The sequence below is a fragment of the Nocardiopsis potens DSM 45234 genome, from assembly GCF_000341105.1.
GTDB classification, from domain to species: Bacteria; Actinomycetota; Actinomycetes; order Streptosporangiales; family Streptosporangiaceae; genus Nocardiopsis_A; species Nocardiopsis_A potens.
Map to the genome: position 1 here is coordinate 48581 of NZ_ANBB01000050.1, position 13591 is coordinate 62171.

General features: G+C 76.6%; 12 protein-coding genes. 4 read left to right on the forward strand and 8 right to left on the reverse strand.

Translation table 11 applies throughout. The features are described 5' to 3' along the window. The first annotated feature begins 331 nt into the window (after positions 1-331). Entirely contained in the window at positions 332-1006 is a 675-nt protein-coding gene (locus D459_RS35110) for a hypothetical protein (protein ID WP_017594939.1), read from the forward strand. 200 nt (positions 1007-1206) lie between these two features. After that, the gene (locus D459_RS0120815; RefSeq protein ID WP_017594940.1) at positions 1207-2505 is read left to right on the forward strand and encodes an alpha/beta hydrolase family protein; all 1299 of its coding nucleotides are present in this window, start codon (positions 1207-1209) and stop codon (positions 2503-2505) included. Between the two features lie 206 nt (positions 2506-2711). On the opposite strand, the gene D459_RS32300 is transcribed toward D459_RS0120815, so the two are convergent. From D459_RS32300 to D459_RS37040, 8 genes are all read right to left on the reverse strand, one after another. Then, positions 2712-4532, reverse strand: coding sequence for a tetratricopeptide repeat protein (locus D459_RS32300; protein WP_017594941.1), 1821 nt, complete (start codon positions 4530-4532; stop codon positions 2712-2714). Positions 4533-4691: 159 nt separating this feature from the next. Next, positions 4692-5174, reverse strand: a complete 483-nt coding sequence (locus tag D459_RS0120825) for a hypothetical protein (RefSeq protein WP_017594942.1) — start codon at positions 5172-5174, stop codon at positions 4692-4694. 26 nt (positions 5175-5200) lie between these two features. Further along, positions 5201-5833, reverse strand: a complete 633-nt coding sequence (locus D459_RS0120830; RefSeq protein WP_017594943.1) for a hypothetical protein — start codon at positions 5831-5833, stop codon at positions 5201-5203. A gap of 49 nt (positions 5834-5882) precedes the next feature. Continuing rightward, the gene (locus D459_RS0120835) at positions 5883-7349 is read right to left on the reverse strand and encodes a GntP family permease (RefSeq protein ID WP_017594944.1); all 1467 of its coding nucleotides are present in this window, start codon (positions 7347-7349) and stop codon (positions 5883-5885) included. Between the two features lie 733 nt (positions 7350-8082). Beyond that, entirely contained in the window at positions 8083-8496 is a 414-nt protein-coding gene (locus D459_RS0120840; RefSeq protein ID WP_017594945.1) for a RidA family protein, read from the reverse strand. A gap of 59 nt (positions 8497-8555) precedes the next feature. Next, positions 8556-9320, reverse strand: coding sequence for an IclR family transcriptional regulator (locus tag D459_RS0120845; RefSeq protein WP_017594946.1), 765 nt, complete (start codon positions 9318-9320; stop codon positions 8556-8558). Beyond that, positions 9317-10378 carry a sugar kinase gene (locus D459_RS0120850; RefSeq protein WP_017594947.1) on the reverse strand — a complete coding sequence of 354 codons (1062 nt, stop codon included), beginning with the start codon at positions 10376-10378 and terminating at the stop codon, positions 9317-9319. The genes D459_RS0120845 and D459_RS0120850 overlap by 4 nt, the downstream gene beginning before the upstream one ends. Next, positions 10375-10515 (reverse strand): hypothetical protein, encoded by a 141-nt coding sequence (locus D459_RS37040; RefSeq protein ID WP_241485086.1) that lies wholly within the window; start codon positions 10513-10515, stop codon positions 10375-10377. The genes D459_RS0120850 and D459_RS37040 overlap by 4 nt, the downstream gene beginning before the upstream one ends. A gap of 19 nt (positions 10516-10534) precedes the next feature. Here D459_RS37040 and D459_RS0120860 point away from each other — a divergent pair, with 19 nt between their 5' ends. Both D459_RS0120860 and D459_RS0120865 read left to right on the forward strand, forming a co-directional pair. Beyond that, positions 10535-11845: a type III PLP-dependent enzyme domain-containing protein gene (locus tag D459_RS0120860; RefSeq protein ID WP_017594949.1), complete on the forward strand. Its 1311-nt coding sequence runs from the start codon at positions 10535-10537 to the stop codon at positions 11843-11845. 136 nt (positions 11846-11981) lie between these two features. Beyond that, entirely contained in the window at positions 11982-13589 is a 1608-nt protein-coding gene (locus tag D459_RS0120865) for an N-acyl-D-amino-acid deacylase family protein (RefSeq protein WP_017594950.1), read from the forward strand. Positions 13590-13591 lie beyond the last annotated feature (2 nt).

Here is a 13591-nt window from a genome sequence, read left to right on the forward strand (position 1 = left end):
GGGCCCGGCCGCCGCGGCCTGCTCCACCGGACTCCGTCCCGCCGCGCGGCCCCGGGACGGGGCTCTCGTCCACAGGCCGTCGTCCACAGCCCCGGTTTTCGTCCGGCGGCCCGGCCCCGCCGCTGTGAGAATGCCGGCATGAACCGAGAAGACGGGCGCTCCGGGCCTCCCGGACCGCCCCTGCCCGAGCAGCCCCTCCCGGCGGTGCGCCGCCCCCTCGCGGAAGGCGGCCGCCCGCCCCCGCCCGCCCCGGCGTCCCAGCGGGGCGCCGAGGGGTGGAGCGGCCCCCGGCCCCTGCCGCCCGGCCGCGGCCCCCGCGATAATGCCGGGCATGGAATCGGGAGACGAACGTTTCAAGCCCACCGGGCCCACCGGGCCGGCGGACGGGCCGCACCGCCCGCCGGGGCCTCCGCCGGCGCGGCCCGCCGCAGGGGGCGGGGGGAGCGGCGAGGCGGGCCGGCTGGACGAGGCGATGGCGCGGATCGCGCGGTTGGAGGACGCGGCCTTCCGGTCGCGGCGGGCCGCGCCGCTGCTGCGGCTCGCCACCGCAGGGCTGGCCTCCGGATTCACCGCGCTGGCCGTCTCCTGGTCGCTGCCCTGGCTCCGGGCCGACGTGCCGATCGGCGGCGACGGCGGCTACGAGATCTTCTCCGCCCCCACCCGCAGCGCGACCACTGGGGCCGAACTGCTCGGCTGGGCGGTGCTCCGGCCGGAAGGGCACCAGGGCATGGAGATCACCCTGGTCGCCCTGGTCCCGATCCTCACGGCCATGCTCGCCGCGGCGGCCGTCCTGGTCCACTCGGCCGAGGCGACCCGGGTGGCGGCCACCATCGCCGGCGGGCTGGGCACGATCTCCGCACTGCTCCTCTGGGCCGGCTGGGACAACAGCGCGACCGTGCCGACCACCGGCATGCTCACCGCACTGCTCGGCTGCGCGATGGTGTGCGCCTCCTCGGCCCTGTGGAGCGCCGGGGAGCGGGCGGCGAACGGGGGCCCGCCGCCCTGAGGCGGTCCGCCCCCCTGCCGTCCACCGCCTCTTACCGCAGGCCGCCCGAGGGGCGCCGGCCCCGGGGCGGGGCGGCGCCCGGGGAGAGCAGGTCGGCCGCGGCCGCACCCCGCCGGCCGGCCCGGGTAGGGGGAACAGGCCTGCCGAAGGTGGTGCCGGCACGATCGAGCGGCGGCCGGCGGCCTGGTTGGCTTCGCCGCATGAGTGAGAACGCACCGAAGAACGACCGGAAGAGCGGCGGGCGCGCGGCCCGGCGCGGCCCGCTCCGCGCGGGGGCCGTCGCCGCCGGGGCCCTGCTGGCCCTGCCCGCGGCGGGCGCGGCGGCCGACACCGCGGGCGGGACGGGCTTCCGCTTCGAGGTGCCCGAACCCACCGGCGGGTCCGCCGTCGGGGTGGCGGAGCTGCACTTCGTCGATGAGAGCCGGGACCAGTGGGAGGCCGACGGCCCCCGCGCCTTCATGGCGAGCGTCTGGTACCCCGCCGACCCGGACGCCGCCACCGAGCCGGCCGGCTACATGCCGCAGCGGGTGGGCGAGCTCTTCGCCGAGTCCCAGGGCATCACCGAGGAGATCGACTGGGAGGGCAGCCGGGTCTCCGCCGGACTCGGCGCGCCGGCCGACCCGGACGCCGGCGGGCTGCCCGTGGTGCTCTACTCGCCCGGCGGGGGCAGCCCCCGGGGACTGGGCACCACCCTCGCCGAGGACCTCGCGTCCCACGGGTACGTGGTGGTCGCCATGGACCACACCGGTGAGGCCCCGGTCCGCTTCCCGGACGGCAGGGTGGACGAGCCGCGCATGGACACCGGGGACCCCGAACTGCTCACCAGGCTCATGACCGAGCGGGTGGCCGACGCCCGCTTCGTACTGGACCGGCTGGAGGACGCCCGGGACGGGCGGCCCGCCCCGGAGGGGGCCGCGCTGCCGCCGGGCGTCGCCGACCTGCTGGACCTCTCCGAGGTCGGGATGTTCGGCCACTCCATGGGCGGCTCCGCCGCCGCGCACACCATGCACCAGGACGGGCGCGTGGACGCCGGGGCCGACCTGGACGGATCGATCGCCTTCAGCGTGGAGGGCGGCGGCTTCGAGGAGGCCTTCCCGGTCGCGGACGAAGGACTGGACCGGCCGTTCCTCCTCGTCGGCGGGAGCAGACAGGCGGAGGAGCCGGGCGCCGGCCCCGTCCCCAACACCCACCTGACCTTCGAGGACTGGGGGCGCTTCTGGGACAACTCCACCGGATGGAAGCGGGACGTGAACTTCCCTGAGGCGCGGCACTTCAGCTTCACCGACGCCCAGGCACTGGTGCCGCAGTTCCAGGAGGAGTTCGGGCTGACCGACGAGGAGGCGGCGCGCAGCATCGGCACCGCCGAGGACCCGGCCCGGCTGCACGCCACCCAGCGCGCGTTCGTCGCGGCCTTCTTCGACCGGCACCTCAAGGGCGAGCCGCGGCCGATCCTCGACGGCCCGACCCCGGACCACCCGGACGTGAGGTTCATCGAATGAGCACCGGTCGCTCCGCTCCCGGGCCGCGGATCCGCCCGGGCGGTACCTCGGAGCGGAGCGGCGCCCGCGCCGGGTCCCGCCCCGGCCGCCCCGCCGAGGACACCGCGGGGCGCGGGGCCGGCGGGCCCTGCACCGCGGGGACGGGGCGGGCGGCGGGGCGCGCTCCCGCGTCCGCCGCCCCCTTCTCCCGGCGGCGGGCCGGGGGCCTACTCCCCGCCGCCCTCGTCGTCGGCGGAGAGGACCTCCTCGGCGAGGCGGAGGATCTCGGCAGAGGCCTCCGGGGCGGCCTGCACCAGCCGGGCCAGCGAGCCCAGGACGGTGACCGGGCGCTCGCGGGCGGCCTCGGCGGCGGCCAGGAAGCGCCAGGAGACCAGCTCGGCGACGTCCTCCCGGGCCTCGGGGTGGGTCCAGGCGGTGGCGACCAGGGCGAGCAGCGCCGCCTCGGTCACCCAGTCCTCCGGGCCGTAGGCCAGGTCCACCAGGACGCGGCGGCGCTCGGACCCCTCCCACGGCTCGTCGCTGCGGTGGTGGGCGATGCCCAGGCAGGCCCAGGACTGCACCCGGCGCACCCAGGCCGGCCACACCCCCGGCGTCCCGGTGGGCGGCTCCGGCGGGTGCACCAGCACCCCGAGCAGGTCCTCCAGCGGGAGCCCGGACAGGTGCACGGCGTCGTCGTAGGCGCCGGGGAGGTGCCGCCACGGGTAGGCGGCCGCGCGGCGGACCGCCTCGGCGGACTCCGCCGCGGGCGGCGGGACGTCCGGCCGGGCGGCGGTCCCGTCGTAGGCCCACACCCGCCGGTCGACGCGGCGCACCGGCCCGCGGTCGAACACCTCGGGGACCGGCCGCCGGGCGTCGGGCTCCTGCACCTCGTTGATCTGCACCGAGGAGCCCGGCAGGGCGCGGCAGAAGGCGAGCAGCGCGCTGGGCGGCTCCGGTGCGGACACGGTCAGCGCCGCGCTCGGCAGGTCCTCCGGGGCGGCGTCGTCGTACTCGCCGTCCTCCAGGAAGCGGTGCAGCACGTTGGTGACCGCCTCGGCGGGCGGCGGGATCGGCCCCAGCCAGTAGCGGGACTGGGAGCTCTGCGCCAGCACGTTGTCGCCGTGCGCGTTGTCCGGGTGGTCGCGCAGGTGGTCGGCGAGCTCGACGAGGTGGTGCAGCGAACCGTCCAGGCGGAACCGGAGGCCGCGGGAGGTGGGGAAGGCGCTGGGGTCGTCCGGTTCGAACGCCAGCCCGCGCTCCACCCAGGACAGGCCGTCCCGGGGGCGGCCGGCCGAGGCGAGCAGCTCGCCGATGTCGGTGTGGAGCGCGGCGTTGGTCGGGTCGAAGCCGAGCGCGCGGATCCACGCGTCCTCCGCCTCCTGCCAGCGCTGCTCGGCGCGGTAGGCGTACCCGGCGGCGGTCGCGGCGTGGAAGGACGGGTCCAGCCGCTCGGAGCGGAGCGCGAGCTCGATCGCCTCCCCGGTGTCGCCGGTGCGGCGGAGCAGCATCGACGCCGACCACATCAGCGCGGCGTGCTCGGGGTCGGCGGCCAGCACGGAGCGGACCAGGGACAGGTAGGGGGCGACGGCCGCGCGCCCCTCCTCGGGGACCGGGTCGTCCAGCGCGGAGACGAGCCGGAGCAGCGAGGTGTGCACGAGCTCGGCGGGGAGCCGGCCGGTGGTCGCGGGGTCGTGCATCCAGGCGGAGTCGGCCCAGGCGCCGTCGGGCCGGTGGCACTGGGCCGAGACCAGCAGCGGCAGCGCCTCCTCGTACCGGCCCAGGGCGGCCAGAACGTGCGCCCGCGCCACCACCGTGCCGAGGAAGACCGACTTGTCCAGCGGGAACAGGTCCGGTCCGCCGTCCGGGCGCACGGCCAGCCGGGCGAGCAGCTCATGGGCCTCGGGCAGCGCCGGTTCGAAGACGAGGGCCCGGGCGACGTGGTCGGCGGCGTGCCGCAGGTCGCCCTCGTCCAGCGCGAGCCGGGCCATGCTCAGCTCGCCCTGCGCCTCCAGCCTCGGGTCGGCGGTGCCTTCGTGTCCCTCAGTCATCAGCCCCTCACACCCTCCGATTTGCGGGTTTATGTGAAGGACTCTTCCACAACGGAGGGACACCGGGCGACCTTCCGTGCGGTTCTTCCCGCCCGCGTCCTCCCCTCCGCCCCCCGCCGGTCCGGCCGGACACGGCCGGCCGGGGCGCCGGGCCCCGGGTCACCGCGCGGGGCGGCGGCGGGCCCGGTCCAGGTCGCGGGCGAGGTGCGAGCGGTGCAGGCGCCGGGTGCGCAGCAGTCGGGCCAGGTCGGCGCGGTTGTCGTGGGAGAGCTGCACGTGGAAGTAGTTCACCTGCTCCACCACCGCGAAGAGCCAGAGGAGGACGCCGGGCCAGAACCGGGTGCCCGTGTCGCCGAGGAGCGGGGCCGCCGCGATGGCGGCCGCCCCCGCGGCCAGCAGGGCGAGGTTCACCCGCTTCAGCACGGCGAAGACCGGCATGCCCGGGGGGAGCGGCAGGCCCCGGACCAGCTGCCGCCGCTTGGCCCACCAGTACGCGCCGCCCTCGGCGAGCACGAGGAAGAGCAGCCCCAGCCCGACCGTGTTGGCGGTGCTGAACGGCATCTCCCACAGCAGCGCCACCGCCGCGAACACCGGGATGCACAGCGGCTCCGCCACGGCCAGGCCGCGGATCCGGCGCACCACCGGCCCGCTCCTCGCCCGGCGGACGGTCACGGCGCCCCGCCCGCCGTGCCCGCGCCCCGGGGCGGCAGGGTGGCCAGGATCAGCCCGGTCAGCTCGGGCCAGGTGTCGGCGCGCACCGCCCAGCCGGGGACCTCGGACGGCGGCTCCTCCTTGCCCAGGCCGCCGGTGAACAGGTACCGGTGCGGCACGGTGTCCAGGTGGACCAGGACGTCCAGCAGGTCGTCGACGAAGTGCGTGACGCCCAGCCGCGCGGCGACCGGCGCCTTGTCCGGCCGCTCCCGGACGAAGTGCAGGTTCTCCGGCGGGACGCCGGTGCGCTCGGCGAACCGGTGCACCGCCAGCCAGTCCCTGGTGCGCTGCGCGGTCCGCGGCCCGGCCTTGGAGATCACGCGGACCCGGCCGTCGAAGGCCTCGGTGAGCGCGGCGAGCGCGGTGAACACCCCGGGGACCGCCGGGGTGCTCATCGGGTCGTCGCCGAAGAACGAGGTGTCGGTGCCGTCGGCGATCCGGTCGATCACCACCCCGCCCACGTCCACCCCGAGCAGGGGAGGGCCGGGCGGCTCCTCCGGCCCGCGCCGGGCGGTCGCCGGCCCGCCTTCGGGCGGAGCCGCCGGGCGGTGCGGGCCGTGCGGGCCGTGCGCACGGGGGAGGTTCTGCATGGCGCGAACCTATCGCTCCGCCCCCGCGCGCACCGACCCCGCCCGGGGCTCAGACGAACAGGCCGACCAGAGCCGCCACCGCGAAGCCCACCACGGACAGCACCGTCTCCAGCACCGTCCAGGTGCGCAGGGTGTCCCGCTCGGAGATCCCGAAGTACTTGGCGACGATCCAGAACCCGCCGTCGTTGACGTGCGAGGCGAAGATCGACCCGGCCGAGATCGCCATGATCACCAGGGCGATGGCGGGCTGGGAGTACTCGCCGCCGGACAGCAGCGGCGCGACGATGCCCGCGGTGGTCACGATCGCCACCGTCGCCGAGCCCTGCGCCACCCGGAGCGCCACCGCGAGCAGCCAGGCCAGCACGATCACCGGCATCCCGGCGCCCTGGAACACGTCGGCCAGCGCCTGGGCGATCCCGGTGCCCTGCAGCACCGCACCGAACACGCCGCCCGCGCCGACCACCAGCAGGATGTTGCCGACCGGCTTGAGCGAGTTGGTGGAGACGGTCTCCAGCGACTTGCGGCTCCACCCCTGCCTGACCCCGAGCAGCCAGTACGCCAGCAGCAGCGCGATGGTCAGCGCGACGAACGGGTTGCCGGCGAACTCCAGCACGGTGCGCGGCGCCGACTCCTCCATGGCGATCGAGGAGAAGGTGGCCAGCAGGATCAGCACCAGCGGGACGCCGATGATGGCCAGCACCGCGCCGAGCGGCGCCGGCTTCTCGACCGCGGCGCCGCCCTTGGCGCGGCGCTCCGCCTCGACCGCGGCCCGGGACTCCTCGGCGGCCTCCACCATGTCCTGCGGGACCGCGACGAACACCCGGCGGCCGATCCAGGCGGAGAACGCCCAGCCTGCGACCACTGCGGGGATGCCGCAGACCAGGCCCATGATGATGACCCAGCCCAGGTCGACGCCGAGCAGCCCGGCGGCGGCCACCGGGCCGGGGTGCGGCGGCAGGAAGGCGTGCGTCATGGACAGCCCGGCCAGCATCGGCATGGCGTACAGCACCACCGACTTTCCGGACCGCCTGGCCGCCGCGTAGACCAGCGGCGCGAGCACGAAGATGCCGACGTCGAAGAAGACCGGGATGCCGAAGACCAGGCCGGTCAGGCCCATGGCGAGCGGGGCGCGCCGCTCGCCGAACAGCCGCTCGATCCGCTGCGCCAGCACGGCGGCGCCGCCGCTGGTCTCCAGGATCGAGCCGATCATCGTGCCCAGGCCGATGATGATGGCGACGTGGCCGAGGATGCCGCCCATCCCCGATTCGATCAGCGAGACCGCGTCGGATTTCTGGACGGTGCCGAACAGGTCGGTGACCGACAGGCCGGCGGCCAGGCCGACGGCGATCGACACCGCGAGCAGCGCCACGAACGGCTGCAGCCGGAACCGGATGATGAGCAGGAGCAGCAGGGCGATGCCGAGGACCGCGATGGTGATCAGTCCTGCGGTCCCTGGGATGAAGGCGAGGAGGCCGCCGGACGCGGTGCCTTCCCCGGCGGCTGCGCTGAGGTGCATGGGAGGTACGTCTTTTCGCTCGGTGGTGGACGGAGGGGGTGCTCCCCGGCCGGAGGGCCGGGTTCGGGGTACGCCGACGGAGGCCGGGGCGGGATCCTGCTCCGGCCGGGTGTGCGTGAGCGGGGGCGGGTGCGGGGCGGCCCCGTTCCGGCGGGGCCGCGCGGGGTCGTCGGCGGCGGTCGTGCAGGGGCGGAGCGGTCCGCGCGTGCTCCGCCGAGAAGGGGCGCCGGCGGCCGGGGTCCTCGGGCTCCTTCCGTGCCGGGCGCGAGGGCCGGGGCCGGCGGCCGCCCGGTCGGGGCGGTCCTCCCGTCCTTGTGCGGACCGGCCGGTCCTGCGGCGGGCGGCGGGTGCGCCCCTCTTCCCGGAGGCGGCGGGTCAGGGCCGCGGGAGACGCTCCTCGGGCGCTCTCCTCCGGCTGCTCCGGAGCGCTCGGCGGGGCGGGCCGGTGCACCGGCCGCTCCCCGGGGTCGTCCTCTTCACCGCCCGCCCCTCGGCGGGCGCGGTTCTATGTGCGCCGCGGTGTGCGCTCCGGGGGCGAGGGGCGGCCGGGGCGGGGCCGCGGTCCGCGCGGAGCCGCCGCGCGCCCCTCCCGTCCGGGCCCCGGCCGCCCGGCGGGCGCCGGCACCGGTGCGGGACGGGCGCGACCGGTACCGGCGGCGGCCCGCCGCGGTCCTCCCGGGGTCTCCGGGCCCGATCCGGGGCGGGGCGCCGGGGCCGCGGCCCCGGCGGGGCGTCAGCCCAGCACGGCCAGGGCGTCGACCTCCACCAGCAGGCCGGCGGGCAGGCCCACGTACACCGTGGTGCGGGCCGCCGGCGCCTCCTTCAGATCGGCGAAGTAGGAGTCGTAGATCTCGTTGAACTCGGCGAAGTGCGCGGTGTCGGTCAGGTAGACGCGGACCATCATCACGTCCTCCCAGGTCGCGCCGCCCTCCTCCAGGATCGCCTGGACGTTGGCGAAGGTCTGCAGGGTCTGCTCGCGCAGGGTCGGGCCGACCGGCTCCGGGGCCCGGCCCTCCACCGCCGGGCCGAACCCGACCTGCCCGGCGACCTGCAGGATGCCGCCCTTCTTCACGCCGTGCGAGAACTTCGCCGGGGGCGTGGTGTGGGTGGCCGGGGTGAGGGCGGTCTTCTTCGACGGCTCGCTCATCGGTGCGCTCTCCTCATCAGTGGCTGTTCTTCGGTGCCGCGGGTACGGGTGCCCGGCGGTCAGGATCCGGTCGGCCCTCCGGGGGCCGTTCCGGAGTACTCCGCGGAGATCGCCTCGGCGGTGCGCCGGATCTGCGGGAGCAGGGCGAGGAGCCCGTCCGCGCCCACCACGACGTTGGGCGCGGACAGCGACATCGCCGCGGCGACGCGCCCGTCCGGGCCGCGGATCGGCGCCGCGACGCAGTTGATGGACTCCTCGTGGCCACCCAGATCGGTGGCCCACCCCTGCGCGCGCACCTTGGCCAGCTCGGCCAGGAAGGCCTGGGCGTCCGGTGTCGAGCGGGGCGTGTACCTGGGGTAGTCGAGGCGGCGGGCGACCTCGCGCCGCTCCGCCTCGGGGAGGTCGGCCAGCAGCAGCTTGGCCACCGCGGCCACGGTGATCGCCACCGGCCGGCCGATGCGCGAGTACATCCGCACCGGGTACCGGCTGTCGACCTTGTCGATGTAGATGACCTCGCCCTCCTCGTACACCGCGAGGTGCACGGTGTGCCCGGTCTCGGCGTTCAGCCGGGCCAGGTGCGGGTGGGCGACGTCGCGCACGTCCAGCGACTCCATCGCCTGCTGGGCCAGGGCGAACAGCCGGGCGCCCAGCCGGTACCGCTGGTCGGGCTGGCGGTAGACCAGGCCGTGCTCGCACAGGGTGCGCAGCAGCCGCAGCGCGGTGGACTTGTGCACGCCGAGCCGGGTGGCCACCTCCTCCAGGCCGGCGGGCCCCTCGGCGAGGAGCGGGAGGATGGTCAGGGCGCGGTCGACGGTCTGGCTCATGGCGTCCGGGCCTTTCCGGCAGGGGTTCCCGCCCCGGCGGTCCAGCCGGGGCCGAGGCGCAGTCTGCCCCAGTCGCCGCCGGAGAGCGCGGCCAGCTCGCCGGTGCGCTCCCGGGACGGCGGCTCGGCCAGGTCGCCGGGGACGGTGAGGGCGGCGGCCGCGAAGAGGTGCCCGTGGCGGAGCCGCTCCAGCGGGCCCAGGCCGCGCAGCGTCGCGGAGAGGAACCCGGCGGCGAACGCGTCGCCCGCCCCCACCGGGGCCACCACGTCCACCCGGGGGGCGGGGGAGAACAGCCCGCCGGGGGTCTGCGGGGTGAACGCGGTGGCGCCGGCCGGGCCCTCCTTGACGACCAGCACCGGCGGCTCGGGCAGCGCGGCGCGCACCGCCTCGGGGCCGCCGGCCACCCCCCAGGCCGCCTCGGCCTCGTCCTCGCCGACGAACACCACGTCGCAGCCGCGGGCCAGGTCGAGCAGGACCTCCGGGCCGGCCGGGGCGCCCGGCCACAGCCCGGCCCGGAAGTTGACGTCGAAGGAGACCAGCGGGCGGCCGGGGCGGTCCGAGGTGAGCAGGCGGAGCAGGTCCAGGCAGTCCGCGGAGAGCGCGGCGGTGATGCCGGTCAGGTGCAGCACCCGGCCGGCGTCGGCGTCGGCGGCGGGGACCGTCTCCGCCGACATCGCCGAGGCCGCCGAGCCGGCCCGGTAGTAGACCACCTCGGACAGCTCGGGGCCGCCGCCCGGGCCGGTGGGCCGCTCCCCGGCGGTGCGGAAGTAGACGCCGGTGGGCCGGTGCGGGTCGCGGCCGACCGCGGAGGTGTCCACCCCGTAGGCGGCGACGGCGCGCACCAGGTAGTCGCCGAAGCCGTCGGCGCCGACCCGGCTGAGCCAGCGGGCCCGGTGCCCGGCGGCGGCCAGGGTGCAGGCCACGTTGGACTCGGCGCCGCCCAGCGAGCGGTCGAACGAGGGCACGTCGGCGAGCCGCCCCGGGCGCGACGGCAGGAACGTCACCAGGGACTCGCCGAGGCAGACCGCCTCGGGGGCGTGCGGCGCGGTGCTGTTCACGTCGGGAAGGGCTCCTCGTCCACCGGGGCGTCGGTCGGACGGCGGCCGGACGGCCCGAAGGCGCCGTTGACCACCGCTTCCCCCGGATGGTAGACAGCGATGAGCGACGAACGCAACGACCATTGCACATGCTGCAACGCACCTCCGGGAGCCGCCATGACCAGCGCCGACAGCCCCGCGGGGGGCCGCCTCACCGGCCTCGACACGCTCGCCGGCGAGATCGTCGACGAACGCTTCAAGGGGCTCCCGCCGGACGCCGCGGGGCTGTCGGCCGGCGCGCTCGCCGCCGAGCGGCGCAACCTGTTCACCGGCGGCTTCACCACCCCGGTGCTGGCGCTGTCGGCCGAGCGGACCGAGCACAACCTGGCGCTGATGGAGGCCTACTCCGAACGGCACGGCCTGGCGTTCGCCCCGCACGGCAAGACGTCGATGGCGCCGCAGCTGTTCGAGCGCCAGCTGGAGCGCGGCGCCTGGGGGATCACCCTGGCCGTGCCGCACCAGGTGCGGCTGGCCCGCCGGTTCGGCGTCCCGCGGATCTTCCTCGCCAACGAGCTGGTGGACGCGGCGGCGCTGCGCTGGCTCGCCGCCGAACTCGACGCCGACCCCGGCTTCGCCTTCGCCTGCTACGCGGACTCGGTGCGCGGCGTGGAGCTGATGGACGCCGCGCTGCGCGCCGCCGGCGCCCGGCGCCCGGTGGACGTCGCGGTCGAACTGGGCGCGGGCGGCGGCGCCCGCACGGGGGTGCGCACCGAGAAGGAGGCCGCCGAGGTCGCCGACGCGGTCGCCGCCGCCGGCACGCTCCGCCTGATCGGCGTCGCGGGCTACGAGGGCGAGGTCCCCGGCGCGGACCCGGAGCGGGTCGCCGCCTGGCTGCGCCGGCTCACCGGCCTGGCCGCCGCGTTCGACGCCGATGGCCGCTTCGACCACCTCGGCGCGGACGAGCCGATCATGGTCACCGCCGGCGGCAGCGCCTGGTTCGACCAGGTCGCCGAGGTCTTCGCGGAGCTCGGCGGGCTCTCCCGGCCAGTGCTCAAGCTGCTCCGCTCCGGCGCCTACGTCTCGCACGACGACGGCCTGTACCGCGAGCGCACCCCGTTCAACCGGGTCCCGGAGGAGGGGGAGCTGCGCGCGGCGTTCACGCTGTGGGCGCAGGTCGTCTCCCGGCCCGAGCCCGGCCAGGCGTTCCTCAACGCGGGCCGCCGGGACGCCGCCTACGACCAGCACCTGCCCGAGGTGCACCTGGTCCGCTCGGCCCGCGGCGGCGCGGTCCGCCGCGCCGAGGGCATCACCGTCACCGGCCTGTCCGACCAGCACGCCTGGCTCCGGGTGGACGGCGCCGACCTGGAGGTCGGCGACTGGGTCGGCATGGGCATGTCGCACCCCTGCACGATCTTCGACAAGTGGCAGATGGTGCCCCTGGTCGAGGAGGACGGCACGGTCGCCGACCTGATCCGCACCTTCTTCTAGACCGCTGACGGGGGCGGCGGGCACCGGAGAACGCCCCGCCCCCGTCTCTCCCCGGGGCGGCCCCTGCCCCGGGGCGGTCCAGCAGTGCTGAAAGAGCCGAATCCGCAGGGCACGAGGTCAAGCAGGGAGGACCCCCATGGACCTGGTCATCACCGGAGCCCGCGTCGTCGACGGCGGCGGAGGCCCGTCCTACCGCGCCGACGTCGGCGTCGCCGGCGGGCGCATCGCCGCGATCCACCGGGAGGGCGACGCGGGGCCGCGGCCCTCGGCCGCCCGCACCCTGGACGCCGGCGGCCTGGCCCTGGCGCCCGGCTTCATCGACATGCACGCCCACTCCGACCTGGCGCTGCTCCGCGACCCGGACCACTCGGCCAAGGCCGCCCAGGGGGTGACCCTGGAGGTCATCGGGCAGGACGGGCTCTCCTACGCCCCGGTGGACGACCGCACCCTGGCCGAGGTGCGCCGCGCCATCACCGGCTGGAACGGCGACGGCTCCGACATCGACTTCGACTGGCGCACGGTGGGGGAGTACCTGGACCGCCTGGACCGGCAGGGCACCGCGGTCAACGCCGCCTACCTGATCCCGCAGGGCACGGTGCGCATCCTCGCGATGGGCTGGGCGGACCGCCCGCCCTCCGACGCCGAGCTGGACACGATGAAGCGCCTGGTCGCCGAGGGGATGGAGCAGGGCGCGGTCGGCATGTCCTCCGGACTGACCTACACCCCGGGCATGTACGCCTCCGGGGCGGAGCTGGCTGAGCTGTGCCGAGTGGTCGCCGCCTACGGCGGCTACTACTGCCCGCACCACCGCTCCTACGGGGCCGGCGCCCTGGAGGCCTACGCGGAGATGGTCGGGCTGGCCGAGGAGTCCGGCTGCCCGCTGCACCTGGCGCACGCCACCATGAACTTCGCGCCCAACGCCGGCCGCGGGCAGGACCTCCTCGACCTGCTGGACGCCGCCATCGCCGGGGGCGCCGACATCACCCTGGACACCTACCCCTACACCCCGGGCAGCACCACTCTGGCCGCGATGCTGCCCAGCTGGGCGGGGGAGGGCGGCCCGGAGGCGACCCTGGCCCGGCTCGCCGACCCCGCCGAGACGGCGCGCATCCGGCACACCATGGAGGTGGAGGGCTCCGACGGCTGCCACGGGGTCCCCATCGAGTGGGACACCATCGAGATCTCCGGGGTCTCCGACCCGGAACTGGCGCCCTACGTCGGCCGCACCGTCGCCGCCTCGGCGGCCGAGCGCGGCGAGGAGCCGTTCGCCGTCGCGCACCGGCTGCTCACCGCCGACCGGCTGGGCACCGCCATCCTCCAGCACGTCGGGCACGAGGAGAACGTCCGCACCATCATGCGCCACCCGGTGCACACCGGCGGCAGCGACGGCCTCCTCCAGGCCGCCAAGCCGCACCCCCGCGCCTACGGCACCTTCCCCCGCTACCTCGGCCGCTACAGCCGCGAGCTGGGCCTGCTCTCCCTGGAGGAGTGCGTCGCCCACCTCACCTCCCGCCCCGCCGCCCGCCTCCGCCTCCCCGACCGCGGCCTGGTCCGCGAGGGGTACCGCGCCGACCTCGTCCTCTTCGACCCGGACACCGTCGCCGACACCGCCACCTTCGACGAGCCGCGCAGCCTCCCCGAGGGCATCCCGCACGTGCTCGTCTCCGGCGAACCGGTCATCCGCGACGGCCGCCGCACCGACGTCCTGGCGGGCCGCTCGGTCCGCCGCACCCCGCTGCCCTAGAA